Here is a 25,720-nt window from a genome sequence, read left to right on the forward strand (position 1 = left end):
TCTCAACGGGAGTGGACGAGAGGCAGCCCGAACGCCGGGAACAGCGTGGGCTGGTGGAACGCGAGAACGACCGAGATGCCGGCCTTGGTCAGCGTGAGCACCTTCAGCGAATGCGCGTGGAACTGTCCGTCCCGGCCGCGGATGTACAGGGCGAACGCGGGCTGCCCGTTGGCCGACGTCTCGACCAGCAGCCGCCGATCCGGACCGGCGTCGAGCTTGGAGTCCAGCAGCCGCAGTACGTCGGTCCGCCCGCTGAACCACGTCGGGATCGGCGGCATCTCCCACCGGGTGTCCGTGGTCAGCAAGCCCTCCAGTACGGCGAGATCCTTCGTCTCGAACGCGGTCGCGAACTGATCCAACAACTGCCGGCGGACCGGCTCGTCCGGCTCGCTCAGGTCTTCCTCGGCGGGCCGCAGCCGCGCCAGCTCGGCGCGAGCACGCTGCAGCGAGCTGTTCACGGCGGCCGTCGTGGTTTCGAGCAGACTGGCCACCTCCGCGGCCGGCCAGGTCAGCACCTCACGCAGGATGAGTACGGCGCGCTGCCGCGGCGGAAGGTGCTGCATGGCCGCGACCATCGCCAGCCGGAGGCTCTGCCGGTCACCGACGACGACCGCCGGGTCGGCGCCGAGCAGCTGGTCCGGGAACGGCTCGAGCCAGGTCACCTCGAGTGCCTGCGGCTGCAGGTCGTCCGGGTCATTGCCAGGGGCACCGAGCGCGGACGGGACCATCCGCCGGCTGCTGTGCGTCAGGTTGGTCAGGCAGACGTTGGTGGCGATCCGGTACAGCCAGGTCTTGACCGACGACCGCTGCTCGAATCCCGCCTGCCCACGCCACGCCCGCAGGTACGTGTCCTGCACCGCGTCCTCGGCGTCGTGCAGCGACCCGAGCATGCGGTAGCAGTGCGCGACCAGCCCCGCGCGGTGTTGCGCGAACTCCTCCTCGAGGTTCACCGAACCTCCTCCATCGCCTTGGGCGCGACCGGCCCGCCGGTACGGCGTCGCGCGGCGATCCCGAGTCCCGCGAGCGCCCCGAGTAACGACAGTACGCCGCAACCCCCGAGCGCCCGGGTGAATCCGTCACCGCCGTACCCACCGGCCGATGCGAACACCGACCCGAGTACGGCGACCCCGGCGGCACCGCCGAGTTGACGGTTCATGCTGTAGACGCCGGACGCGATGCCGACCGCGTCCCGCGGCAACGCGCCCATCGCCGCACTCTGGGCCGCCGGCATCGCGAGTGAGACGCCGCACCCGGTGATCACGAGCGGTACGACGAGGGCGTCGTACTGCCCGCTGTCCACGGCCGCGACCCAGAACATCCCCAGGCCCTGCAGCGTCAGCCCGATCACCACGAGCGGGCGCTCGCCGACGCGATCGACGAGCCGGCCGGCGAGCGGGCCGACCACGAACAGCGTGGCGGTCCACGGCAGGAGTTGCAGACCGGCGGCGAACGGCGCCGAGCCGAGCACCGCCTGCATGTATTGGGACAGGAAGAACACCGCGGCGAACAGGGCGGCCGTGAGAAAGAACCCAGCCGCGTTCGCCGCCGTGAACGTCCGCTGACGGAAGAATCGCAGCGGGATCATCGAATGCCCCGAACGCCCCTCCCAGACACCGAAGCCGGCAAGCAGGACGACACCCGCTGCGAACGAGCCGACGACCTCCGCGCTCGACCAGCCGGCGCTCTCGCCGTTCACGATGCCCCAGACCAGCGCGAGCACCGCCAGGCTGACGAGTACGGCGCCGGCCAGGTCGAGCCGCCGGGACGGACCGGTGCTCTCGGTGACCTTCCGCAGTACCAGCGGAATCGCGATCAGGCCGACCGGGACGTTGATCCAGAAGATCCACTGCCAGGCGAGCCCTTCGGTCACCGCGCCGCCGATCATCGGACCACCCAGGACCGCGATCCCGGTCACGCCGCTGAACACGCCGATCGCCCGGCCGCGCCGCTCGGGCGGGAACGCCGCGCCGAGCAGACTCATCGACAGCGGCATCACCACCGCCGCGCCCACACCCTGCACGGCCCGCGCCGCGATCAGAAACGGCAGGGACGTGGCCAGCGCGCAGGCGACCGAGGCAAGCGTGAACAACAGCAGGCCGCCCACGTACGTCCGTCGGCGTCCCCAGCGGTCACCGATCGCGGCGGCCGTCATCAACAGCATCGCGAAACTCAGCCCATAGGCGTTCACCGTCCATTCGAGTTGGGTGGGCGAGGCGCCGAGGTCAGCCCGGATCGTGGTCAGCGCGGCCGCCACCACCAGCACGTCCAGAGCCACCATCACCGACCCGACCGACGCCAGCCCCAACACCCACCGCTGCTCTTTCGTACTGCGCACATCGGAGTTCACGTGATGTAGACCGCGGCCGCGACCAGAACTCATCGCGACGATGAGCAGGAATTTCAGCGTCGGTCTCGCTGAGCGGCCCGGCGAAGAGACTGCCGGCGGATCTTCTCGCGGATGCCGCAGGTGTCGGTCGCGCACCAACGCCGGGACGCGTTGCGGGTGAGATCCAGGAAGAGCCAACCGCAGGTTGGGCGGCACACCTTCACCCGGTCGACGTGTGGCGACGCGAGCAGCCGTACGGCGTCCTCGGCGAGCAGATGGTGGATCCGGTCGGGGTCGTCGGCGTCCCAGGACCAGTGCAGGGTGCCGTCCCAGCGCGGGTGGGCCTGCGCGACGGCGTCGGCGTACGAGTCGCGGAGCGCGGACAGGTCGTCGGCGGGCGGCGTCGTACCGGTGGCGACCGCGTGGAACACGCTGTACGTCGCCTCGCGCAATCGGATCGCCCGGTCGTGCGCCGCCGCCGCGCGGCCGCCCGCGGACTGCCTGAGCGCACGCGCACTGTGGCTGGAGATCACGCCGGCCTTGACCGACCAGCCGACGAGCGCCCGGTAGTCGGGCACGTAGTCGCTCGCCGGAGCCGGCTCGTACCGGGGCTCGACGGTGTTGGCGAAGTCGAGACACCAGGCGCCGGCGATGAAGTCCGCGGTCTGCTGCATCCTGATTCCAACGACAGTGGTTTTGTTCGCATCATAGCGGGCACCGGTCCGAGATGATGCAAGCAACACGGCAGACGATCGCATCACCCTTGACGCGATACCTCGGCGCTGCGGTCGTGATCCGGGCGGTGAACGACGGTGCCTCCGTCGGACTCGCCCTGCTGGCGTTGACCGTCCGGCCTGGCGTGGCCGGTGCGTTGGTGGCCGCGCTGGTCGCACCGCATCTGCTCGGTCCGTGGCTCAGCCGCCTGCTGTCCTTGACCGACTCCCGGTACGTCCTGGCGGGCTCGTTCGTCTTGTACGCCGGCGCGGTCGCCACGGCCGCGACGGTGATGGCCGAAGCGCCGGCTGTGGTCGCCGTGGTGCTGGTCGCACTGGCAGGCTGCGCCGGACCGATGCTCGCGGGCGGCCTCACCAGCCGACTCCCTGGTGGTGACACCGCGAGATCGCGTGCGTTCGACAGCGCGACCTGGGGAGTCGCTACCGCCGCGGGACCCGGCCTGGCCGCGGTGACCAACCTGGTGATCGGCCCGGTGGCCGCCGTACTCCTGATGGCAGCGGGAGCGATCGTCGCGGCGGGCCTCGTGCTCACCTTGCCGCCCGACCCTGGCCGGCCCGAAGAGTCTCCGCGAATCCGGGACTCTGCGCTGCATGCGATGCAGACCAGACCGCTCCGGTACACGCTGCTCGCGGTCGGTCTGACCGGTCTGGGGCTCGGTGCTCTGCCGGTAGCGACTCCGCTCCTCGGTGTCGAACTGGGCCAGCCGGCGGGCAGTGGCGGCCTGCTCATCGCGACGTACGGCGTCGCCAGCCTGGCGGGATCGCTTGCCGGCGCGGCTCGGCTGTCCGATGGTCTCTCCTCGCGCTTGGCCGCGGGCAGCTTGGCGGTCATGAGCTTAGGGGTCGGCGTTGCCGCGACCGCTCCGTCGTTCGCGGTCGCGCTCGCCGGGTTCGTCGTACTCGGTCTCGCGAACGGGGCGTTCCTGCCCACGGTGCTCGCTGTGTGCCGGGAGCATGCACCCGCGAACGGCTACGCGCAGTTGCTCGTGCTGAGCAGCAGTATCAAGATCAGCGGCGCGGCGCTGGCCGGCATCTGGTCCGGCTTCGCCGTACCTGCCGGCGGCCGAACAGTCCTCGCAGTCGTCGTCGCCGTCCTACTCGCCGCGGCGGTCACCAGAGCGAGATCAGGACCTTTCCGGAGGCGTCGGAGTCCAGGGCGGCGGTGAACGCCTTGACCGCCTCGTGGGCGGGGAACTCGTGGGTGATGACGCGTTCGAGGCGGGGATGGGCGTCGAGCAGCTCGACGGCGTGGTCGAGCTCGTTGTTGAAGCGCAGGGTGCCGCGGAGTTGGAGCTCGCGGGAGATGAGTGGGGAGAGGTTGACCGGGCGCGGCTCGTTCGGCGGGATGCCGACGAGTACGACGACAGCCGCGCGGCGGGCCGCGTCGAGAGCGCCGGTGATCGCCGCCGGTACGCCGGTGCACTCGAGGACGACGTCGAAGTACGCGGACGGAAGGTCCTGTACGCCGACCTGAACGGTGTCGTGCACGCCGAGATCCCGGGCGCGCTGCAGCGGCCCCGGAAGGATGTCGGTCGAGACGATCTCCGCCGCACCCAACGCCAACGCGGCCGCGGCGGTCAGCAGTCCGATCGCGCCTGCGCCGGAGACGAGCACTCGCTTGCCCTGCACGCCGCCGGCGATCGTGATGCCGTGCAGCCCGACCGCGAGCGGCTCGGCCAGCGCCGCGCGGCGCAGCGGCAACGTAGACGGCAGGATGCGCAGCATGCCTTTGCGCACCACCAGGAACTCGCTCATCCCGCCCTGGGTGTGCGGCCAGGTGGACGCGCTGCCGAGGTAGGCGCCGTTCGGCCAGAGGTGCGGGCGGTCCTCGATCCCCGGCTCGGGCGTGCCGAAGGTGGCCGGGTGAATCGTCACCGGCGTACCGGGCGCGAGCTCGCCGGACGGGTCGAGGTCGACCGTGCCGGACAGTTCGTGGCCGGGGACGAGCGGCTCGCGGACGACGTACTCACCGTTCGCGCCGTCGCGGTAGTAGTGCAGGTCCGAGCCGCAGATGCCGCCGTACGCCATCCGGAGCCGCACCTCGTCCGGCCGCGGATCCGGTGTCGGGAGCTCGGTCTCGACGAGCTCGAGCTTGCCCTGGATGACGACGGCCTTCATCGCGCGCCTCGCTGTCGGATCGGAGTCAGGTCATCGGGATCATCGCAGCCGCCGGCAGCGTCGGGGCGGGGGAGCCGCCGTCGGGTTCGATCGTGAGCCCGAAGGCGATCTTGCCGGTCGAGCCGTTCACGACCGTGGTCAGGTCGCCGCCGGCCAGGCCGACGGAGTGAGCCGTCCGGTTCGGATCGATCAGCCAGAGCTGCCACGTACGGTCGGCGGGGAGCTTCGGCAGATCCCGCAGTACGACGACCGCCCGGTCGGTGCGCGCGGACACGACCACTGTGGCCTGACCGCCCCCGTTGACGGGACTGTGGAGGGTCCGGGCATCGGGCTCGGCGAGTACGGCGGTCACGCGCTCGTTGGCCTGGACGGCCGCCTGCTTGTCGCGGTACTGGTCGATCGCGATTCCGCCGGTGGCCGCGACTGCGAGCGCCGCGGCGGCGAGCGTGAGGACGGAGCGGCGACCGACCCGGCGGCGGGACAGCTCGTCCTTGCCACCGGCAACGTGCGGCGGCAGTTGGCGGACCTGCTCGATCGCGGCCATCACGTCGGTCTTGAGCGCCGGCGGTGGCGGGGCCGCGACCTGGGTGGCGAGTTTGACCGCCGCCTCCCGGAGCTCGGCGACCTCGGTCGTGCAGAACGCGCACTCGGTCAGGTGCTGCTCGAAACGGGCTTGCTCGTCCGCGGGCAGTGCGTCCAGGACGTACGGGCCGGTGAGGGTGTGAACGTCGGATTCGGTCATGGCGGTCACCCCTTGCTGGTTCCGAGGCAGTCGCGTAACCGGATCAGTCCGTCGCGCATCCTCGCCTTGATGGTCGGCAGTTTGGCATCGAGGCGCTGGGCGACCTCGGGGTAGGTGTAGCCCTCGTAGTACGCCAGCGCGATCGACTCGCGTTGCAGGTCGGTCAGGGTGTCCAGGCAACGACGTACCTGCTCGACCTCGAGTCGGGTGGTGACGGTGTCGGCGACCTGGTCGAAGTCGACCTCGGCCGACCGGGTCCCGACCAGGTCGGTGCGATCCGCCGCGGCCTGCTCCGACCGGACCCGGTCGACCGCCCGGCGGTGGGCGATGGTGAGGATCCACGAGTGCGCCGAGCCGCGGGCCGCGTCGTACCGGGTCGCGGTCCGCCACACGTCGAGCATGACTTCCTGGGTCACTTCCTCGGACTGGGCCGGGTTGCGCACCACGCGCCGTACCAGGCCGAAGACCCAGGGAGCGATCCGGTCGTACAGCGTGCTGAACGCGGCCGAGTCGCCGCGGGCGGTCCGCAGCAGCAGGTCGCCGTCACTGACCTCGCCCGGCCGGGTGCGGGACCCGGCCGGCCAGGGCAGTGGAATCGGATCGGGCATCGTCAGGCAGCCGGCGGCATCAGGACCGAGTCGATCAGGTAGACCGTCGCGTTCGCGGTCTTCACGCCACCGCAGATGACGCTCGCATTGTTGACCTTGAGGCTGTCACCCGAGCCGGTGACGGTGACCTGCTGCTTCTCCACGGTCACATGCTTGCCCACAACGGCCGCCGGGTCGAGCTGACCGGGCACCACGTGGTAGGTCAGGATCTTCGTCAGGGTCGCGTCGTCGGTCTTCAGCGTGTTGATCGTGGCCGCCGGGATCTTGGCGAAGGCGGTGTCGACCGGCGCGAAGACGGTGAACTCGCCGCCGTTCAGCGTGGAGACGAGGTCGACCTTCGGGTTCAGCTTGCCCGAGACCGCGGAGACCAGGGTGGTCAGCAGCGGGTTGCCGGAGGCGGCCGTGGCGACCGGGGCGGCGGCCATGCCGTCGATCGAGCCGGCGCCGCTCGGGTTGGCCTTGGCGTAGTCGGCGCAGCCGGGCCCGACCAGGCCGGCGGCGGCGTCCATCGACGGTGTCGTGCTGGTGGTCTCGCTCGTGCTCGGGGTCTGAGCGGGTGATCCGCTCGCGCCGGAGTCGTCGTCGCTGCCGCAGGCGGTCGTGGCGAACGCGAGCGCCAGAGCGGACAGGGCGATGCCGAAGTGCTTACGCATGACGATCTTCGCTTTCTCGAAAGGAGTTGCTGACACCAGTACTTCGGACCCACGGGGCCGCCGGATGGGTCGGATCAGTCGACCATCACGACCGTGTTGTGCAGACCGGACGAACCGTTCGGCCGCGGCGGAGCCGAGGCCGCCGACTGAACGTTGCCGTCGGCATCGGTCGCGCGGACGGTGAGCTTGTGCGTGCCGGGCGTGGCGGTCCACCGGAACCGCCATTGCCGCCAGGTGTCGATCGAGTCCTCGGCCGCGAGTACGGCGGGCTGCCACGGGCCGTCGTCGACCCGGACCTCCACCTTGGCGATCCCGCGGTGCTGGGCCCACGCCACGCCGGCGGCGATCGCCGGGCCGGCCTTCACGGTCGCGAACCCCCTGGGTACGTCGATCCGCGACGACGTCTTGATCGGCGCCTCGACCGCCCAGCCGCGGTCGGTCCAGTACGCGCTGAAGTCCTGGAACCGGGTCACCTCGAGGTCCACGACCCACTTGGTCGCCGACACGTACCCGTAGAGCCCCGGCACCACCATCCGGACCGGGAAACCGTGCTCGAACGGCAGCGGTTCCCCGTTCATCGCGACCGCGAGGATCGCGTCCCGGCCGTCGGTGAGCGCGCTCAGCGGCGTACCGATGGTGAGCCCGTCGATGCTGGTCGACTTCACCGCGTCAGCTCCGTCGCGTGCGCCCTTGCGTGCGCCGGCTCCGTTGGGTGCGCCGGCTCCGTTGCGAGTGCCGGCTCCGGTTCGTACGCCGGCTTCGGCGAGGATGTCGGCGAGCGGGACACCGATCCAGCGGGCGTTGCCGACGTACGGACCGCCGACCTCGTTGGACACGCAGGTCAGGGTGATGTCGCGCTCGATCAGGCGCCGGTCGAGCAGATCCGCGAACGACAACCTGAGCTCGTTCTCGACCATCCCGTGGACCCGCAGCTCCCAGTCGTCCGGATCGATCCGCGGCACCTCGAGCAACGTGTCGACGCGGTAAAACTTGCTGTTCGGCGTGACGAACCGGCTCACCCCCGGTACGTCGACCTGCGCCCCCGCCGGGACGGGCCGCGCAAGCTCCTGCGGACGCGGCACCCGCACCTTGGCCCGCGCAGCCTCGCCGGTCCCGAAGGACGCGATCTGGGTCGTCGCGAACGCCCCGGCGCCCACCACAGCCAACCCGGAAACAGTCACCAAGAACCGCCGCCGATCAAACCCCTCCGGCTGCTCCCGCTCGCCCGTCGGCCGATCCGGCTCCTCCTGCTCGCTCGTCGGTCGGTCCAGCTGCTCCTGCTCGCCCTCCGGCCGGTCCAGCTGCTCCGGCGCGGTCGTCGATCGCTCCGGCTGCTCCTGCTCGCTCGTCGGTCGGTCCGGCTGCTGTTGCGCGGTGTTCGGCCGGTCCGGCTGCTGTTGCGCGCGGACGACCAGGGCCATCGCGACGACGGCGACCACCAGGGTGACGATTGCCGGCAGAAACCGTTCGGCGACGCCCGCAGCCGCCGAACGACTGAGGACCGCAAACACCAGCCCAACCAGGCCGAGCAGAAACGCGATCACGACCGCGACCCGTGGACGACGGCGGCCGATCGCACCCGCGACTCCGGCCACCAGCGCCAGAACCACGCAGATCCCGAATCTGAGCAGCGGACGGTCCGCCGTACCCAACTCCCGCACGGCAAAGTCCTTCACCGGCCCCGGCGCCCAGTCGATCACCTGCACCCCGACCGCATCCACCGGCCAGGGCCCACCGGTCACCGCCGACGCCAGATACCCAACCCCCAACGCCGCCCCAGCCGCAACCACCCCACCAACTGCCCCACCCACACCCTGCTTCCACTTGTCGCCCATACCAGCACTTCGCCGCCACCACCCCACCAGATGGGCGAAACCACCAGCCAACCCCCAACCACCACAACAAACCAGCCACCAGCCCAGCCACCAGCCGAACGCCCAGCCCCGGCCAGCGCCCAGCCTCGGCCGTCAGCTCAGCGCCCAGCGCCCGGTCACCAGCCGGGCGACGGTCCTGGCCACCGCCCCGGCCACCAGCCCAGCGACTGCCGGCCATCCGGCCCAGTGATCAACCCCGGCCACCCGGCCCCAGCGCCCAGCCTCCGAGCCCAACGGCCAGCTCGCGGCCACCCGGCCCAACGCTCAGTCCCCAGCCCGGCGACCGGCGTCGGCCGAGCCCGGCGCCCAGCCCCGGCCACCCAACCCGGTTCAGTCCAGCCAGCCGTTGGACTGAACCGGGTGGTGTTCAGGCGCCGGCTTGGTCTAGGCGGTTGAGGTGGTTTTCGGTCAGTTTGATGTCGGCGGCGGCGAGGGCTGTTTCGAGTTGGTCGGGGGTGCGCGGGCCGATCAGGGTGACCAGTTCGGGGTCGGTCCGGTGCAGGAGCCAGCTGATCACGAGCTGGTTCGGCGTGACGTCCAGCTCGGCCGCGATCTTGGTGAGCTCGGCCAGGCGCGCGTCGGCGTCCGGGCCGTCGTAAAACCTCATGATCTGGTGGCCCTCGCGCTTCGCCGGGTCGTCGTAGATGCCCTTGAGGATCGGCGAGAACGCGACCAGCGTCTGATCGTCGTGGGCCTGCAGATAGTCGATCATCTCATTGTCGACAATCGACAGGGTGTCCGCGCCGGCCTTCGGGCGCAGGTACGAGTGCTCCTGCTGGACGGCGACCGGCACCGGCCAGCCGTTCCGCTCGGCCAGCGCACGGATGCGCTCGAGCCGCCAGGAGCGGACGTTCGACCAGCCGATGTACCGGGCCTTGCCGGCGGCAACGATCTCGGCGAGGGCCTCGAGGGTCTCCTCGAGCGGCGTGGACCGGTCGTCCACGTGGACGTAGTACAGATCGACGTGGTCCGTGCCGAGCCGGCGCAGACTGTCGTCGATCGCGCGCCGCAGCGTGTCACCACCAGCGCCGGCCCACTGCGCCGCCATGGTCTCCCAACTGCCGTCCCCGGTGCGGATGGGTTCCGGGTCACGGACCCACGCGCTGCCCTTGGTGGCCAGGAAGATCTCGTCGCGCTTCCCGCTCTTCGCGAGCCAGCGTCCGAGCAGCGACTCGCTCTCACCGCCGGTGTTGGTCGGGTCGGGCCACCACGCGTAGCAGTCGGCGGTGTCGATGAACGAGCCACCGGCCTCCAAGTAGCGCTCGAGCATCCCGACCGACGTGGGCTCGTCGGTCGCCGTACCCATCAACATCGCTCCCAGGGCCATCTGGCTGACCTGCTCGCCGGTCCGGCCCAATGCGATCGTCCGCATGCGTGTTCTCCTCACGACTCTGGTTTCTCATCGTGAGGCTATGGAGGTCCGCGTTCATTCGTCCAATGCCAATTTCATGGCATTTCATGCGTACGGCGTATTAAGTGGGCAACGTCCCGCGGACGACGCTGTCGCGGGAGTGCTCCGGGTTGCCGTCGTTCGGTTCGAGCGAGATGTCGACGATCCGGTATCCCTCGCTGGTCAGGTTGTCCGGGATGCGGAACGTACCGCCGGTCGCCGGGTCGAGCACTCCGAGCGAGACCATCCGCTGTCCGTCCGCGTTGATCAGCCACAGCTCGTAGTACCCGGACTGCGCTTCGAGCCCGCTGACCGCGACCTGCAGTTCGTTGCCCGCCTGGATGAGGTCCGCGGTCCCGCCGCCGGCCTTACCCGGCAGAGGCTCGAGCCGTACAACAGCCACCGGCGCCGGGGTCGGCTCCTGCCCGTCGCGGTCGAGGACCGTCGAGGCGCCGAGCCCGATCCCGATGCCCAGTACGGCGGCAACCCCGGCCGCCAGCGCGAGCATCCCGCGCCCGTACCGCCGCCCACGCGCAGCGTCCCCGCCTGCCGCGCTGTCTGCCACCCCAGTGTCCGCGACCGGGGTACCCGCGACTGGGGTATCCGCGACCGGGGTGTCGGCGACCGGGGTGTCGGCGACCGCGGCAGTCCCCGTCGCCGTGCTGTCTGGCGATGGCTCGTCGGTGACGGTTACCGGGGATGCGAGGTTGAGTTCGTCGGTGATTCTGTTCCAGATCTCGGCGCGGGGCGTCTCGAGGTCCGGGGTCTGCCGGAGGTCGGCGGTCAGCGCCTGCAGGTCGGCCAGCGCGGCCTGGCAGGTGGAACAGGTCGCGAGGTGCTCAGCCGCGTCCGGCTCGGGGGAGACTCCGTCCAGGGCCCACTGCGCCAGGAGTTCCTCGTCAAGATGCGTCACTGTTCACCTCCTTCAAGCGGTCCCGCAGAGACAGCAGTCCTCGTCGCGCATGGCTCTTCACTGTGCCGAGCGGAAGGTTCAGCCGGTCCGCGATCTGCGGGTACGTCTGGTCTTCGTAGAACGCCAGCCGGAGGATCGTCCGGCGGGGTTCGTCGATCCGGTCGAGCTCGTCGGCCAGCATCACCCGGTCCACGAGTTGGTCGTCCGCGGCCGGCTGCGGCGTCACCAGGGTCTCGCCGACGGCGGTGGCGTTGCGCCGGTCGCGGCTGCGCGCCTCGAGCCGGTCGGCGATCCGGTGCCTGGCGATCCCGGTCAGCCACGAACCCAACGCGCCTGACCCCGGATCGAACGTGTGCCGCCCACGCCAGGCCGACACGAACACCTGCTGGGTCACATCCTCGGCGTCGTCGCGGTCACCGAGAACGCGCAATGCCAGCGTGTAGACCAGGCGGGACCAGCGCCGGTACGCGGCGGCGAGGCTCTCCTCGCGCCCCTCGGCGAAGCCCTTGGCGATCTCGGCCGGCGACGGTTCGCCGGCGATGCTGGTCACGGCTGGGACTCTAGCCGGAGCGGCCACCGAGATGTCAGACGCGCGCGGCACCGACCACCGGCTTCTGCCGAAATCCAGCGTCATTCGACCCACACCATCCACCATCCCGAAACCAGGCTGCCCAGATCTCGCCGAGCCGGTCCACGCCGGTCCGCGGTACGCCGATCCCGCAGCCAAAGCCGAGATGGCAAGTCGCGGGGCGTCCGTGGTGGGCATGCAACCGTGGGGTGCCCGTCCGCTGTTCGCCGTACGGCGCGCAGGATTCGCGGACGGCCATCGAAACTCCTCTCTTCACTCGGTGTCTGCCTGTTCTTCCGTCGGGGCCGCCCTTGCGGATGCATTCCGACAAGTTTTCGGCTGGTTGCATCCGTGGAGGTGGTCGGCGCCGAAGTACGACCGATCAGGGGATGACCCCGGTGGGCCGGAGTCTGGCGGACGTCCCGCGCCAGACTCCGGCGCCGGCGTTCGCCGGCGAATGGGCGTCAGGCCGACGCTGAGGTCGGGGTGGCGAGGGCGGTGGGGAGTTGGCGGCGAGAGGTGATGCCGAGCTTGGCGTACACCTTGCGCAGGTGCCACTCCACCGTGTGCGGGCTGAGGAAGAGCTCGGCGCCGATCTTCGGGTTCGTCATCCCACCGGCGGCGAGGGCGGCGATCTGGGCCTCTTGCGGGGTGAGGCTGCCGGCCGGTTCGGTACTGCGGGCCCGGACGTGTTCACCGGTCGCGAGCAGCTCGCGGCGGGCGCGTTCGGCGAAGGCGGTCGCGCGCATCCCGTCGAACATCTCGTGGGCGATCCGGAGCTGGTCTCGGGCTTCGGTCCGGCGGCGGGTCCGGCGCAGCCACTCACCGTAGAGCAGGTGGGTACGGGCGACCTCGACGACCACGCGATCGAGGTTGAGCTGCTCCAGCGCGGTCTCGTACAGGTGATCGGCCTGGTCGCCGTGGGTGAGGAGCGCTTCGCTGCGGGCGCGGATGCCATGGGCCCAGCCGGTGCCGGCCGCGTTCGTGAGCTCGGTCAGGCGGGCGAGGGACTCCCTCGCCTGGGCGAGCTCTCCGCACCGGGTGGCGGCCTCGACGTGCTCCACCAGTGACAGCCCGGTGAAGTTGAACCCGTCGTGGTCGATGCCCACCCGGGCCGCGGCCATCGCCCGGTCGTAGCGAGCCAGGCCGTTGTTGAGGACGCCCTGCACGTAGCCGGTAACCCCGAGCAGCGAGACCTCGCCGTGCTCGGTGGCGCTGGCCCGGGCCTGCTCGATGATGCCGGCGGCCGCGTCCTCCTCGCCTCGCCACGCGGCCAGGACGAGCGCGGCGTACGTATGCGGAGCCTGACCGGTCGCGGCCGCGATCGTGTCGGCCTCCTCGATCATCCGGGTCGCCGCCGCGAAATCGCCGTGGTGGATGTGTACGCCGCCCGCGTAGATCAACGCTGGTGGCAGGACCCCCAGAGCGCCGATGTCGCGAGCCAGCCGGACCGCACGCGTGGCGAGCGTGTCCCACGCCGGCAGGTCCCAGCCGTAGTGGATGAAGGACTCCAGCGCGACCGGCACCAGCAGGAGCCAGCGCATCGTCGCTTCCCGGCCCGAGAGCTCCTCCTTGGCGAACGGCTTGAACGCCTTGCGGAGCGCCCGTACGCCGGACTCGGTGTCCTCCGCGAGCAGCGCGGCCACCCCGTCGAGGAGCAGGTCCGACGGCTCCGAGCTCGACGCCGCGGCTCCGGACGCACGCGCGGCGACGGCCGCGGCCCGGGCACCGGCCGGACCGTGGACCCGGCCGGCGAAGACCGTGGCACTGATCGCCTCGAGGTACGTCTCCCGCTCCAGGGGCGAGCCTTCGGCGGCGAACTGTGCGGCAGCGTCGAGCAGCAGCGGGGCCGCTTCGTCGCTCCGGCTGCGGGCGAACAGCATCCGTCCGCGCAGACGTGCCAGCCGCGCCTGGTCGAGCGGACGGAGCGGGCAGAGGTCGGCCACGAAAGCGAGGTCGGTGGCGCGATCCGGTGACGCCGCCGAGAAGTGCGCCTCGGCCGCGGCCAGCGCCCGGCGACCGCGTTGCCACGGATCCGGCGTGAGGATCGCCGACCGCTCCAGCAGAACGGCCTCGGCGGCCACTCCACCACGTTGCCTGGCCCGGTCGGCCGCCTGCTCCAGCCCGGCGGCCACCTCCTCGTCCGGCCCACTGGACGCCTGCGCGGCGTGCCAGGCCCGACGATCCGGCTCGAGGTCCGGATCCGTGGCCGACGCGAGCGCGCGGTGGACCGTACGTCGTTCGTCGGGATCGGCCTCGCGGTAGACGGCCGACCGGGCCAGCGGGTGCCGGAAGCGCACCGGGTCGCCGACATCGATCAGCCCGGCCGCCGTGGCCGGCGCGGCGTCGGGCGTGATGCCCAGCAGATCAGCCGCCTTGCGGAGCAGCCGGGCGTCACCGACCGGCTCCGCGGCAGCGATCAGCAGCAACGTCCGGGTCGGCGCCGGCAGCGAGCCCAGCCGGCGGGCGAAGTCCTGCTCGACCCGGCTCGACACCGACCCCGGCTCGACCGACTTCAGTCCGTACGCCAGCTCGGCCGCCGTCCGGCCGCGGGAGAGCTCCAGCAAGGCCAGCGGGTTCCCACGGGTCTCGGCCACCACCCGGTCGCGCACTCTCTTCTCGACCTGTCCGCCGACCGCGCCCTCCAGCAGCTCGCCGGCCGCGGCCCGGTCCAGACCGCCGACCACCAGCTCCGGAAGACCGAGCAGCGCGGACGCACCTTCCGGGTCGCGCACGGCGAACACCATGGCGACCGCCTCGGCCAGCAACCGCCGGGCCACGAACTCGAGGGTCTGCAGCGACACCTGGTCCAGCCACTGGGCGTCGTCCACGAGGACGAGCACCGGCCCGGCCTCGGAGGCCCGGGTGAGCAGGGTCAGGACGGCCAGCCCAACCAGGAAACGGTCCGGCGGATCTCCGGCCGCCACTCCGAACGCGACGCGCAGGGCATCGCGCTGAGGGCCCGGAAGACCGTCGATCACGGCGAGGAACGGCGTACACAGCTGGTGCAGACTGGCGTAGGCCAGCTCCATGTCGGCCTCGACGCCCTGCGCCCGGGTCATCGTGACACCCGTGGCCTGAGCGGCCACGTACTGCAGCAGCACGGACTTCCCGATCCCGGCGTCACCCCGGATCACGCGCACCGCGGAATCACCGGCGCGCAGGCCGGACAGCAGCTCGTCCAGCAGCCTGCACTCCTGGCGCCGTCCGACGAGGTTGGGCAGCTGGGTGGCGCTCATCAGCCTCCTCGGACCGGGCTCGGACGCGCCTCAGGGCAAGGCGGACCTGTCAGTACGATATTTCGTCTCGCCGAAGATCGCGACGTGGTTCGTCCGGAACCCGCCGTCTCGTTGTCCGTCTCCGCCTTCGCCGTTCGTCGGTTCGGCAGGAGACAGAAATCGAAGGAGTGGGACGGATGCGGATGAAGGTCAACGGTGTCGAGCTGTCCGTGCAGACGTTCGGAGACCCGGCCGATCCGCCGGTGCTCCTGATCGGGATCACCATGCTGAGCTGGCCGGACGAGTTCTGCGCGGCGCTGACCGGGCGGTACGTCGTGCGCTACGACCTGCGGGACACCGGCGAGTCGACGTACGTCGATCCGGAGGCACCTGCCTACACCCTACGTGATCTGGTGACCGACGCGTCCGAGCTGTTGAGTGCGTTGGAGATCGACCGTGCGCACGTGGCCGGAATGGGGGTCGGCGGCTTCGTCGCGCAGCTGCTCGCGCTCGACCATCCCGGCCAGGTCGCCTCACTGACCCTGGTCTCGACCCGTCCGGTTGCGCCCGGTCGGATCGATCCGGACCTGCCGGACCACGACCCGGACGTGATGAAGCAGCTGTTCGGGCGCCCGGAGCCGGACTGGACCGATCGCGACAGCGTGGTCGACCACCTGACTGGCTCGGCGCGGTTGCTGGCCGGGAGCCGGGGTTTCGACGAGGACGACGTACGGGCGTCCGCCGCCGCGGTCTTCGACCGGGCCGGACGTACGGCGGAGGCGCAGCGGGCGAGCCATCTCGGAAGCATGTTCGCGGCGATCGACTGCCGGCCGCGGTGGCGCAGCCGGCTCGGGGAGATCGGCGCGCCGACCCTGGTGGTGCACGGCGACGAGGATCCGTTCTTCCCGCACGGGAACGGGGTCGCGCTGGCCGCGGAGATCCCCGGCGCCACCCTGCTCACACTGCCGGGGATCGGTCAGGGCCTGCCACGCGTCACCTGGCCGGCCGTCGTGGACGCTCTGCTGCGCCACACGACCTGACCTCAGCGCCAGCCGCTCCGATCGGCCGGGCCGCCGGCGACCGGCTCGAAGACGACGTCGTCACTCGGTACGGCGCTGCCGTCCGGGCCGACGAAGCCGACGTCGACCAGGTCGCCGGACCCCTTGTCCCGGCGGACGACGGTCGGGCCGGCCGGGCGGGGGACATGGACGTCACCCCACTGCTGCAGGGCGGCGAGGACGAGCTTGAGGTCCTCGCCGGCCGCGGTCAGGTGGTACGACGACCGCGTCCGCTCGCCCTCGGCCTGGTACTCACGCTTCTCCAGCAGGCCGGACTCGACCATCGCGGCCAGCCGGTTCGCGAGGATGTTCGGCGCGATCCGCAGGTAGGTGCGGAACTCCGCGAACCGGGTCGTGCCGAGGTGCGCCTCGCGCAGGATCAGGAAGGACCAGCGGTCGCTGACCATGTCGAGCGTCCGCGCGATCGAGCAGTTCGGCTTCGTCCGGGTGGTCATCAGGCCTCCTTCGCCGGGCCGCGGTTGCTCGCCGCCAGCAGGCCGGCAGCCACGATCACGAGCAACGCCAGCGTACCGATCACGGTCACGCCGAGCAGGAGCGCCGTACTCAGGCCGGCCGCGGTCGCCACCAGCCCGAGGACCAGCGCGATCGATCCCTGCATGATGTAGGCGACGAGGTAGACCGCGGCCACGGTGCCACCGCGGTGATGCGCCGGAGCGTGCGTGGTGATCAGCCCGAGCCCACCGGAGAAGAGCAGCCCGTACGCCGTACCGCCGACGATCGTGGTGGCGACGAAGAACGGCACCGAGTGCTGGGTCGCGGCCAGTTCGAGCAGCACCAGGTCGACCAGGGTCAGGACGCCGCCGACCGGTACCAGCCGGCTCGCGCGGAAGCGCCGTGCGGCGATCGCGGTGATCCCGGTCGCGATGGAGAAGATCGCCAGCAGCACGCCGATCACGAAGAGGTTGCCGGTGCCGACCAGGTCGCGGACGACCTCGGCACCCAGCGCCAGGAACACCGAGCCGAACGCGTAGGCGGCGGTGACGGCGAGTGCGGACGCGAGGTACAGCAACCGGATGCCCTTGGCGACCGTCACCGGACGCGGCCGCCAGCGGCCCTGGGCCTCGTCCTTGAGGTGCCGCGGCATCCGCCAGACCGCGGCGAACACGACCGCGATCACAGCCAACAGGACCCAGAAGTCCAGGTGCAGCGGTGCCGGCGCGTACTCGATCAGGCCGCCGCCGATGATCGTCGCCAGCGCGAGTCCGGCCGCGGTCGCCGCCGTCGTGATCGAGGAAGCCTTGGCCTCCTTGCCGCGTGCGCTCAGCTCGACCGCCGCCGCGGTCGCCGGGGTCAGGGCCAGACCGACACCGGCTCCGATCAGCGCCCGGCCGGCGTACACCCAGCCGACGGACGGCGCGACCGCGAACAGCAGGACGCCGGCGAGCATCGCGCCCACGCCGTACAGCATGGTGGCCCGGCGGCCGATGTAGTCGGAGAGCTGGCCGAAGACCAGCAGGAACACCACCAGGACCACCGGGTAGACGGCGAAGATCGCGGTGGTCGCGGCCGGGGTGAGATGCCAGGTCTCGGCGTACAGCGGGTACGTCGTCGTGGGCGCGGCGCTCGTCCACAGACTGATGCCGGCCACCGCGGCCGCGGTCCAGAAGCTGGCCCGGCGGCTCAGCGTACGACGCGTGCGCGGGGCGGTCGCGGGAAGATCGAGAACGGTCATGCCGAGGCCCTTCGGAGGGTAGCTGAGTTGCTCATTGCTACTCAGAACACCTGAGTAGCTCCAAGCAATCCAGGTGTCTCCTGTGATCCCCCTCACAGGGTCGTGGCGGTGATCCTCGCCAGCAGGTCGCCGAGTGGGCCGGATCGCGACGACGCGAGTGCGGGATGCAGCATGAACCACGGCTGCTCCTCGCCGGACAGCTCCGAGTAGATCGGCACACTGCCCTGCCGGAGCGTCCATTCGTACGGCGCGACGCCGACCCGTCCGTGATCGTCGACGTACCCGGTGCCGCCCCAGGCCGGCGTACCGGCGTGGGTCTCGGTGTCGTGCTCGCCCGGTCTCGGTCCGGCGACCAGCCGGAGGTGGTCCGGCAGGCGGGCGAGGATTCCGAGGCGCTCGTCGACGGTCGCGGTGGCCAGATACTGCGTCGCGTCGAGCCAGGCGCGCTCGAGGACCGCGAGGCGGGCGTCCCGCAACGGCCGGCCGACGTTCAGTTCGCGGACCGAACGCAGTACGGCGGACGTCCAGGCCACGTCTCCGCCGGGGACCGGGACGGAGTCGAGGAAGGACTCGAGCACGGCGTCGAAACCCGGCAGGCCAGGCTGGTCCAGGTGACGCCGCGACATCCGGGCGGCGACGGCCCGTCCGGACCCGCCGTCCCGGGCGGGCCCGGCGGCGGCCCGGACGTCGGCGAGGAACGTGCCGATCACGGTCTCGCGGCGCCGCCAGGTGTCCGGGCCGACCGCCAGGCGCAGTACGTCGGCGAGCGGCCGGACCTCGACGAAGCCGGCGACCCCGACCCGGTCGAGGAGGAGCGCGAGCTCGGACCTGTACGCCTCGAGGTCGGCGCGGGGGCGCGAGCAGTAGTACCCGCCGTCGCTGAGGATGGTCACCCGGATGCCGGGTGGGTAGAACGCGCACACGACGTTCCGCAGCGCGCGGAAGCGCAACAGCGTCCTCACCTCGGCCAGGTCTGGCCGGGGGCCGGCGGCCTTGAGGCCGTTGTCGTACTGCTTGTACGGGAAGCCGATCGCCAGCAGGCGGATCGGTTCACCGCGTGCCATGAAACGGGTGACCAGGTCCTGATCCGGCTCGGCCACGTGTCTCAAGAGGTCGACGACGTGACGGCGGGCGTCCGGCCGGGCGGCCCGGCGGGCGAACCGCGCGAAGCGACGGCCGGTCCGGTTCGCGCGGTCGGTGAGCGCGTGGAGCAGGCGTTCGGTGTCCGCAGCGGACAACACCGTTCGGGCCATGGCTCCACCCGGCGCCTTTCAAGCTCAGGTGGGGCCGGATCCGGTCCACTCGTCGTCGATCGCTGATCCGTCCGCCGCGACCACGCTGGTGCCGAGCGGGGTGCGGCGGTACATGACGCTGCGGCCGGCGCGCCAGGAGACCACCAGTCCACTGCGCTTGAGGACGCCGAGATGCTGACTGACGGCCGGTGTGCTCTGGCCGAGCTCGACCGCGAGCTCGGTGGTGGAGTGGGGGAGGGCGAGCGCCGACAGGATGGCGGCCCGGCTGCGCCCGAGCAGCGCGCTCAGCGCGTCGTCCTCGACCGAGGAGTCGTGACGGTCCCAGAGATTGCCGACCCCGCGAGCCGGATAGGTCAGGCAGGCGGGTCCGCCGGCGCCGGTGGCGAAGACGACGTTCGGCCAGGAGAACGCGCTCGGGACCAGGACCACCCCGGCCGTGGTCATGTCCGTGTCCAGGTTCGCCAGCTTGTCGATCCGCAGTACCTCACCCTGGATGCTGATCTCCGGGTGAAGGTCGGCCAGCATCGCGGTCACCCCGCCCTTGGTGAGCTCCGCGGCCCGGAACGCGACGTCGTCGTCGAACACCGCGCGGATGTCCCGCCAGTGCGGCTCGATCGCGACCGACCAGTACTTCCACAGCTCGTCCGCCAGCCGCCGCGCTCCGCCGGGATCGGTCAGCAGGTCGTGGACGACCGCCGGCATCGCCTCGCCCGACCACACCATCTCGAACTCCCGGCGGAGATGGTCGGGCTGCACGGCGGCGACGTACGCCAGCTGCTGCTCGATCGACGTGTGCGGGGACACGGCCCCGGCGAACAGGAAGTCGGCCATGTAACGACGCGCGGGTACTGCGGACAGCAGCAGGTTCATGTCCGCGTCCGGGAGCCGGCGCCGGACCTCGCCGAACCAGCCACGGTGCACCTCCGGCACGCGTCCGGACGCCAGCACATACAGACTCTCGGCGGCCTCGGCCAGCGGCGAGTACGCGAACCGCAGCCGACCGAGGTCCGCCACAGTCAGCCGAAGCACGATCACACCGCCGATCGTAGGGATCCCCAGCCCACCACCGAAACAATTAAGCCCTCCCGAAATCCCTCCCCAAGTACTCCACCAGGACCGGGGCCAGGATCTCCGGGGGCACGACATGCTCCTGGTGGTCCAGCACCTGCAGGGTTCCGGCCGGCAGGGCGTCGGACAGCTGTCGTGCGACGCTGAGCATCCAGTCGGGACTGGCGCCGCCACAGAGCACGAGCGCGGGAACGGTGACTGACGCAACCATCTCCAGCGGTACACCGCCGCCGTCGAGGTCGCCCATGACCTCCGAGTCGTACGACATCGTGGGAGCCATCGCTTCCAGTGCCGCCCACCACGGCGCCGTCCGTGACTCCTCGACCAGCTCCGCCGGCATCCCGGTGGCGATCAGCATCATCTCGACCGCATCGCCGTACCGGCCGGCGCCGAGCAGGTCCCGCAGTTCCGTGCCGATCCGGCGCGCTTCCTCGCGCTCGTCCTCGAGGCCGGCGGTGTACGGCGCCTCGTGGAGCACGACCCGGCTCACCGGGAGACCGCGCGCCGCGGCGTGCAGAGCCAGGCCGGCGCCGGACGAGTGGGCGTAGACCGCCGCGCCGGCACCGGCCTCGCCCAGGACGGCGGCGAGGTCGTCGATCTCGCGCTGGATCGCGTACGGCGCGGTGTCGCCGCTGCCGCCTCGTCCTCGCCGGTCGTAGTTGAGGACGGTGTAGTGCTTGGCCAACTCCTCGGCGGTAGGCGCCATCTTCGCGCGATCGCAGAGCAAGCCGGTGACCAGCACCAGCGCGGGACCGCTGCCCAGCCGGTCATAGGCGATGACGGTGCCGTCCGCCGAAACTGTCTTCTGCATGGTCGAACCTCGCTTCCGTACCCTCGGTGGGTTTGCCGGAACGTCGGAACCGGAGCCCGTGCTTCGACAGCCGCCCGCAGACTTCCGGGGTGGCTTAATGGTTGCCGGGGGTGGCGGTGGGGCTTTCGCTGGGCGGGTCCATCGATCCGCGGGAGGCGGTTGTGAAGATCAGGTCAGTCATCGGGGGTTGTGGCGCGCTGGCGCTGCTGTTCACCTCGGCCGTGACGCCGGCGGTTGCCGGGGGCAACGGACGGGCGCAGGTCTACCCGAGCCATGCCAGGCCGTACGGCGCGAGCATCGCCACCTGGGGTGAGCGCGCCTCGCAGTGGGTGTACGGGACGCCGTACGACCGCAGCCCGCTGTTCGACGACACCGGCGCCAACTGCGGGGTGAACCAGCGGGGCCCGGTCTGGTTCGTCGCGCGGATCGCCGGGCCGCCGGTGTTCGAGGGCACGCGCCGCTGCACGATCCCGCGGCAGAAGGCGATCCTGCTCTACATCGGTGCCGTGGTCTCCACCTACCCGTGCGCGGCGGACCCGACCTTCCGGCCGGCGCCCGGACAACGGCTGTACGACTTCCTGGCCGCCGACGCGGACGCCGCCATGGACACCGTCGACCACCTGTCGGTGACGATCGACGGCCGGCCGGTGCCTCGTGTCCTCGAGGATCACCGGCACGTGTCCAGGAACCTCTTCCGGATCAAGGGTCACCTGAGCATGCAGACGGCGTTCGACCCGTGCATCACCGGTCACCGCCAGCCGGCCGTGATGGACGGGTTCTTCCTGATGCTCAAGCCGCTGCCGCGCGGGGTCCACACCGTCCGCGTGCACGGGACGAACACGATCGGGCACATCAAGACGTTCAACTACCACCTGACCATCGTGTGACCCCTCCGGTGCCGGCATGGATTTCGTCCTGGCGAAATCCATGCCGGCCGGGTCGGGGCGCTCCTATGATCCTTCGACGGCGACCCGGAAGGATCTCTCATCTTGCGTGCACTCACGGCAGCAACCGTCGTACTCCTGGCCACTGTCAGCCTCTTGTCCGCCGGCTGCGCGGAGGAGACCCCAGACGTGGAGTCGCCACAGTCGTCGGCGCCGGTGCCGACCGGGTCGCCGTCACCCAGCATGTCGTCGCCCATCGCTCCCGAGCCCTTGGCCGAGCGGTGCGGGTTGCCGGATCAGCAGGCCGGCGTGACGCCACGCGTGGTGAAAGTCAGCAACGAGGTGCAGCTGTACGCCGCCGGCGCGGGCAGCGGACGGCTCGGCGTGGTGCTCGTGCACGGCTCGGGTTCGCGCGGAATCTGCAACTGGGCCGGTGAGCTCGGCTGGCTGGCCAAGGCAGGCCTCAACGTCGTCGGTTACGACCAGGCGTGCGTCGGCTCGAGTACGTGCGTCAACGAAGTCCGCCCGATCGACGACCTCCTCGCCGTCGTCGCTGACCTGCGTGCCCGCGGCGCCACCCAGGTCGTGGTCGTCGGCGCATCCGCCGGCGGCTCGATCCCGCTGGTCGCCGCCGCCCGCCCGAACTCCGGAATCACCGCCGTCGTCTCGCTCTCCACCGCCGAACTTGCCACCCCTCTCGGAACCGCCGACGCACTGGAGACGAGCGCGGTGACGGCCGCCCCGGCCATCCGCCAGGCGGTCCTCTACGTCCTGGCCCCCGACGACACCGCCTCCACGGTCGCCGAGCTCACCGCCCTCAGCAAAGCCACCAAAGGCTCCCGACTGATCCTGCTCCCGGCCGGCTCAGGCCACGCCCAAGAGGTTCTGTACGACGCCACCGGCCAGAAGCCGTCCGCCTTCCGCCAGACCTTCCTGGCCTTCCTCCGCACCCCGATCCCGTAGTCCGCGTCCGGACGGCCCCGTGGTTTCCCCGGGTCCGAAGGCTCCGAGGCAGCGTGACAGTGGCCGTGTCACAACGCTGCCTACCTACGGAGCCCCTCATGAACTCTTCGGCACAGAACGACTCCAGGACCCTGCGGGTGTTCCTCGTCCGAGGCCTCGTCGCGATCCTCTGGGCGGTCGTCTTCGCGACCGCCATCCGCTCGGTGACCACGGAGGTCACGGTCGCCGCCGGCGTCCTGCTCGTCGTCTACCCGTTGATCGACGCGGTCGCCACCTTCGTGGACGCCCGCGGCCAGCAGCCGTCCTCGCGGCGTCCGCTGCTGATCAACGCCGCCTCGGGCGTGCTCGCTGCCGTTGCCCTCGGCATCGCCGCGAGTATCGGTGTCCCGGCCGTCTTCGCGGTCTTCGGTGTCTGGGCCGGCGTCACCGGCGCCGCCCAGCTGATCGTCGTACTGCGGCGTCGTCGGCGGCTCGGCAGTCAGTGGCCGCTGATCCTCGCCAACGGCTTCTCGGTGATCGCCGCCGTCGTGTACCTCTTCGTGGCGGTGCGGGTCGACCAGCCGAGGCTGATGGCAGTGGCCATCTACGCGGCCACCGGTGGGGTGGAGTTCGTCGCGACGGCGTGGCTAGTCGCCCGGCGCCGGCGCCTCGCCACCAGGGCCGAACCCGTCCCGAGCATGCCCTGACCAGCCTGCGTCGGCGAGAAAGGTCTGCACGGTGTACGCCGGCCGGCCGACGACGTGCTCGACGGTGTCGGTCACGTCCGCGAAGCTACCGGCGTACACCCGCTCGAACGTCAACACGGTGAGCTCGCGCTCGAATCCGTCCATCCCCTCCACCGCTTCGTCGATCGTCAGCTCGCGGTGCACCACCGGCCGTCCGGCCGCGCGAGTGAGCAGCTCCGCGGTGCGTGGGAGCGAGAGCGACTCGGGTCCGGAGAGCTCGTAGACCTGCCCGGCGTGCCCGTCCTCCAGCAGCGCCCGCTCTGCCACGGCAGCGATGTCGCGGGCGTCGATCCAGGCCACGTGCGCGCCCCGACTCGGGAACGGCAGCTCGCCACGGTCGAGGATCTGGTCCTGGTAGAAGCGCCGATCGGTGAAGACCTGCAGGAACCAGCTCGGCCGCAGGATCGTCCAGCTGTGCGTGCCTCCGCGTACGGCGCGTTCGGCCCGGAGCGCCCAGCCGTCCGGAGCATTTCGCTCGGACAGAAGCACGACGTGCGTCTGAGGGGGAGTCTGGTCGAGGAGCGCCCCGATCAACTCCGGCGCGTCCGCCCGATCCGGCCGGACGAGGTACATGGCGTCGACGCCCTCGGTCGCCGCCGCCCATCCGCCCGGCTCGTCCCAGGAGAACGCAGTCGGCACCACTCCATCACCGACTACCGCCGACGGATCACTGCTCCCGCCGAGAACCTCCACCCCCGTCCGCGCACCCAGCAAGTCAGCCAGCGCAACCCCGGTCTTCCCGCGCACCCCAGTCACCAGCACCCGACCCACGCCCGAACACCTCTCGTCGTCGAGACTCCGAGGTGCCCATGCAACCACGGTCACCGATTCGGCTGGGGATGCCAGGTGGTGTCGAGCGGGACGCCGGCGGCGGCTGCGATGCGGTTACGGGACTCGAGCAGTCGGTTTCTGAGGGCCGGGAGGTCGACGCCGAGCAGTACGCCGTCGCGTTTGACCACGTGGCCGCCGACGAGGACGGTGTCGACCAGGCCGGGGTGGCCGGCGCTGACGATGGTGGCGACCGGGTCGGTGACCGGGAACACGGTCAGGTCGTCGGTGCGCAGCAGGATGAGGTCTGCGTCCTTGCCGGGCGTGATGCTGCCGGTCCGGGAGTCGAGGCCGCACGACCGGGCCGCGTCGACGGTGGCGAACTCCAGTAGGTCCCGGGATCGCAGACCGCCGTCCAGGCCGCGTTGGACGGCGAACGCCGTACGCATCGTCGAGAACATGTCGCCGCCGACCGACGGGACGTCGTCGATCGACAGGGTCGGCCGGAGACCGGCGGCCAGCGCCCGGCCGGTCATCGGCGATCCGAACCCCATCTTCAGCTCGACGTCCGGGCTGATCGACAGCGAGGCGCCCGCGTCGGCGAGCATCCGCAGCTCGTCGTCGCTGATCCCGTTGGCGTGCACGTACGTCGTGGTGTCGCGCAGCAGACCGTACTCGTGCAGGTCGGCGACCGGTCGCTGCGTACCGTCGGAGGCGACGTGCAGACTGGTGCGCAGGTCGAGCTCGGCCGCCAACTTCAGCTCCTGGGCGACCATGTCCGTGCCGGTGTCCTCGGCACCACGCAGCCCGAACGCCATCGTGACCAGGCCGTCCCCGCTCAGCTCGGAACGAACGCGGCGGATGTCGGCCTCGACGGGGTTGGGTGTACCCCAGCCGGCGCCCAGGCAGAAAATCGATCGTCCCGGCGCGTCCCGGAGCGCGGCGACGGCGGCGTCCTCGTGCTCATGGCTCTGCGCGACGTGGTACCAGTCCAGCATCGTCGTCACGCCGGAGTGCAACGCCTCCAGCCGGCCGAGCCGCGTGCCCACGTAGACGTCCTCGGGCCGGTAGTGGGGCTTGACCGTGCCGTGCATCGCCACCGCCCACTCAGGGAACGTCCAGTCCGCACCGACCCCTCGGAAGGCAGTCTGCCAACTGTGCCGGTGGTTGTCGACGAAGCCGGGCATGACGATCCGGTCGGTCGCGTCGATCACCTCGGCGTCCGGCGCGTCGACGTACTCGCCCACCTCGACGATCACGCCGTCCTCGATCAGCACGTCACCGCGCGCGAGCTCGCCCACCACCGGATCCATGCTGACCACGGCGCCACCACGCAACAACGTCTTCATCGGA

Annotated in this window: 24 protein-coding genes; 5 read left to right on the forward strand and 19 right to left on the reverse strand. The window is 71.0% G+C overall.

Annotated elements, in window-relative coordinates; genetic code table 11:
* Positions 1 to 2: 2 nt before the first annotated feature.
* From ACQPYZ_RS09215 to ACQPYZ_RS09225, 3 genes are all read right to left on the reverse strand, one after another.
* A complete protein-coding gene (locus ACQPYZ_RS09215) occupies positions 3 to 950 on the reverse strand; it encodes a sigma-70 family RNA polymerase sigma factor (RefSeq protein ID WP_433167016.1) in 948 nt (315 codons plus the stop codon).
* Positions 947 to 2,308 (reverse strand): DHA2 family efflux MFS transporter permease subunit, encoded by a 1,362-nt coding sequence (locus tag ACQPYZ_RS09220; RefSeq protein ID WP_433167017.1) that lies wholly within the window; start codon positions 2,306 to 2,308, stop codon positions 947 to 949. The genes ACQPYZ_RS09215 and ACQPYZ_RS09220 overlap by 4 nt, the downstream gene beginning before the upstream one ends.
* 92 nt (positions 2,309 to 2,400) lie before the next feature.
* On the reverse strand, positions 2,401 to 3,000 hold the full coding sequence (locus tag ACQPYZ_RS09225; protein ID WP_433167018.1) for a CGNR zinc finger domain-containing protein: 600 nt from the start codon (positions 2,998 to 3,000) through the stop codon (positions 2,401 to 2,403).
* Between the two features lie 89 nt (positions 3,001 to 3,089).
* On the opposite strand from ACQPYZ_RS09225, the gene ACQPYZ_RS09230 reads away from it, so the two are divergent.
* On the forward strand, positions 3,090 to 4,226 hold the full coding sequence (locus tag ACQPYZ_RS09230; protein ID WP_433167019.1) for a hypothetical protein: 1,137 nt from the start codon (positions 3,090 to 3,092) through the stop codon (positions 4,224 to 4,226).
* Here ACQPYZ_RS09230 and ACQPYZ_RS09235 read toward each other — a convergent pair.
* The 9 genes from ACQPYZ_RS09235 to ACQPYZ_RS09275 all read right to left on the reverse strand — a co-directional run bounded on the left by ACQPYZ_RS09235 (position 4,171) and on the right by ACQPYZ_RS09275 (position 15,165).
* Positions 4,171 to 5,178, reverse strand: coding sequence for a zinc-binding dehydrogenase (locus ACQPYZ_RS09235; RefSeq protein WP_433167020.1), 1,008 nt, complete (start codon positions 5,176 to 5,178; stop codon positions 4,171 to 4,173). The genes ACQPYZ_RS09230 and ACQPYZ_RS09235 overlap by 56 nt on opposite strands.
* A 25-nt stretch (positions 5,179 to 5,203) precedes the next feature.
* Positions 5,204 to 5,920, reverse strand: coding sequence for an anti-sigma factor (locus ACQPYZ_RS09240; RefSeq protein WP_433167021.1), 717 nt, complete (start codon positions 5,918 to 5,920; stop codon positions 5,204 to 5,206).
* A 5-nt stretch (positions 5,921 to 5,925) separates the two neighbouring features.
* Entirely contained in the window at positions 5,926 to 6,528 is a 603-nt protein-coding gene (gene sigK / locus ACQPYZ_RS09245; protein ID WP_433167022.1) for an ECF RNA polymerase sigma factor SigK, read from the reverse strand.
* Between the two features lie 2 nt (positions 6,529 to 6,530).
* Positions 6,531 to 7,181 carry a fasciclin domain-containing protein gene (locus ACQPYZ_RS09250; protein WP_433167023.1) on the reverse strand — a complete coding sequence of 217 codons (651 nt, stop codon included), beginning with the start codon at positions 7,179 to 7,181 and terminating at the stop codon, positions 6,531 to 6,533.
* 74 nt (positions 7,182 to 7,255) lie between these two features.
* The gene (locus ACQPYZ_RS09255) at positions 7,256 to 9,016 is read right to left on the reverse strand and encodes a molybdopterin-dependent oxidoreductase (protein ID WP_433167024.1); all 1,761 of its coding nucleotides are present in this window, start codon (positions 9,014 to 9,016) and stop codon (positions 7,256 to 7,258) included.
* Between the two features lie 406 nt (positions 9,017 to 9,422).
* Positions 9,423 to 10,427, reverse strand: coding sequence for an aldo/keto reductase (locus tag ACQPYZ_RS09260; protein ID WP_433167025.1), 1,005 nt, complete (start codon positions 10,425 to 10,427; stop codon positions 9,423 to 9,425).
* Positions 10,428 to 10,527: 100 nt separating this feature from the next.
* Complete coding sequence (locus ACQPYZ_RS09265; protein WP_433167026.1) at positions 10,528 to 11,358, reverse strand: anti-sigma factor; 831 nt, start codon at positions 11,356 to 11,358, stop codon at positions 10,528 to 10,530.
* Positions 11,345 to 11,908 (reverse strand): RNA polymerase sigma factor, encoded by a 564-nt coding sequence (locus tag ACQPYZ_RS09270; protein WP_433167027.1) that lies wholly within the window; start codon positions 11,906 to 11,908, stop codon positions 11,345 to 11,347. The genes ACQPYZ_RS09265 and ACQPYZ_RS09270 overlap by 14 nt, the downstream gene beginning before the upstream one ends.
* A 482-nt stretch (positions 11,909 to 12,390) precedes the next feature.
* On the reverse strand, positions 12,391 to 15,165 hold the full coding sequence (locus ACQPYZ_RS09275; RefSeq protein WP_433167028.1) for a helix-turn-helix transcriptional regulator: 2,775 nt from the start codon (positions 15,163 to 15,165) through the stop codon (positions 12,391 to 12,393).
* A 176-nt stretch (positions 15,166 to 15,341) separates the two neighbouring features.
* On the opposite strand from ACQPYZ_RS09275, the gene ACQPYZ_RS09280 reads away from it, so the two are divergent.
* Entirely contained in the window at positions 15,342 to 16,184 is an 843-nt protein-coding gene (locus tag ACQPYZ_RS09280; protein WP_433167029.1) for an alpha/beta fold hydrolase, read from the forward strand.
* Between the two features lie 2 nt (positions 16,185 to 16,186).
* On the opposite strand, the gene ACQPYZ_RS09285 is transcribed toward ACQPYZ_RS09280, so the two are convergent.
* From ACQPYZ_RS09285 to ACQPYZ_RS09305, 5 genes are all read right to left on the reverse strand, one after another.
* The gene (locus ACQPYZ_RS09285) at positions 16,187 to 16,657 is read right to left on the reverse strand and encodes a winged helix-turn-helix transcriptional regulator (protein ID WP_433167030.1); all 471 of its coding nucleotides are present in this window, start codon (positions 16,655 to 16,657) and stop codon (positions 16,187 to 16,189) included.
* Complete coding sequence (locus ACQPYZ_RS09290; protein ID WP_433167031.1) at positions 16,657 to 17,895, reverse strand: MFS transporter; 1,239 nt, start codon at positions 17,893 to 17,895, stop codon at positions 16,657 to 16,659. Before ACQPYZ_RS09290 ends, ACQPYZ_RS09285 begins: the two co-directional genes overlap by 1 nt.
* A gap of 92 nt (positions 17,896 to 17,987) precedes the next feature.
* Complete coding sequence (locus tag ACQPYZ_RS09295; protein WP_433167032.1) at positions 17,988 to 19,148, reverse strand: L-tyrosine/L-tryptophan isonitrile synthase family protein; 1,161 nt, start codon at positions 19,146 to 19,148, stop codon at positions 17,988 to 17,990.
* Between the two features lie 24 nt (positions 19,149 to 19,172).
* The gene (locus ACQPYZ_RS09300) at positions 19,173 to 20,183 is read right to left on the reverse strand and encodes a DUF5937 family protein (protein ID WP_433167033.1); all 1,011 of its coding nucleotides are present in this window, start codon (positions 20,181 to 20,183) and stop codon (positions 19,173 to 19,175) included.
* Positions 20,184 to 20,223: 40 nt separating this feature from the next.
* The gene (locus ACQPYZ_RS09305; RefSeq protein WP_433167034.1) at positions 20,224 to 21,027 is read right to left on the reverse strand and encodes an alpha/beta fold hydrolase; all 804 of its coding nucleotides are present in this window, start codon (positions 21,025 to 21,027) and stop codon (positions 20,224 to 20,226) included.
* 161 nt (positions 21,028 to 21,188) lie between these two features.
* Between ACQPYZ_RS09305 and ACQPYZ_RS09310 the strand changes: the two genes are divergently transcribed.
* The 3 genes from ACQPYZ_RS09310 to ACQPYZ_RS09320 all read left to right on the forward strand — a co-directional run bounded on the left by ACQPYZ_RS09310 (position 21,189) and on the right by ACQPYZ_RS09320 (position 23,560).
* Positions 21,189 to 21,914 (forward strand): hypothetical protein, encoded by a 726-nt coding sequence (locus ACQPYZ_RS09310; RefSeq protein WP_433167035.1) that lies wholly within the window; start codon positions 21,189 to 21,191, stop codon positions 21,912 to 21,914.
* A gap of 102 nt (positions 21,915 to 22,016) precedes the next feature.
* Positions 22,017 to 22,874, forward strand: coding sequence for an alpha/beta hydrolase (locus ACQPYZ_RS09315; RefSeq protein ID WP_433167036.1), 858 nt, complete (start codon positions 22,017 to 22,019; stop codon positions 22,872 to 22,874).
* Between the two features lie 98 nt (positions 22,875 to 22,972).
* Entirely contained in the window at positions 22,973 to 23,560 is a 588-nt protein-coding gene (locus ACQPYZ_RS09320; RefSeq protein ID WP_433167037.1) for a hypothetical protein, read from the forward strand.
* Here ACQPYZ_RS09320 and ACQPYZ_RS09325 read toward each other — a convergent pair.
* A complete protein-coding gene (locus ACQPYZ_RS09325) occupies positions 23,501 to 24,370 on the reverse strand; it encodes a hypothetical protein (RefSeq protein ID WP_433167038.1) in 870 nt (289 codons plus the stop codon). The two genes, ACQPYZ_RS09320 and ACQPYZ_RS09325, sit on opposite strands and share 60 nt — an antisense overlap.
* A gap of 50 nt (positions 24,371 to 24,420) precedes the next feature.
* Positions 24,421 to 25,716 carry an amidohydrolase family protein gene (locus ACQPYZ_RS09330; RefSeq protein WP_433167039.1) on the reverse strand — a complete coding sequence of 432 codons (1,296 nt, stop codon included), beginning with the start codon at positions 25,714 to 25,716 and terminating at the stop codon, positions 24,421 to 24,423.
* Positions 25,717 to 25,720 lie beyond the last annotated feature (4 nt).

Origin of the sequence: Kribbella sp. CA-247076 (assembly GCF_050942445.1) — a bacterium.
Lineage (GTDB): Bacteria > Actinomycetota > Actinomycetes > Propionibacteriales > Kribbellaceae > Kribbella.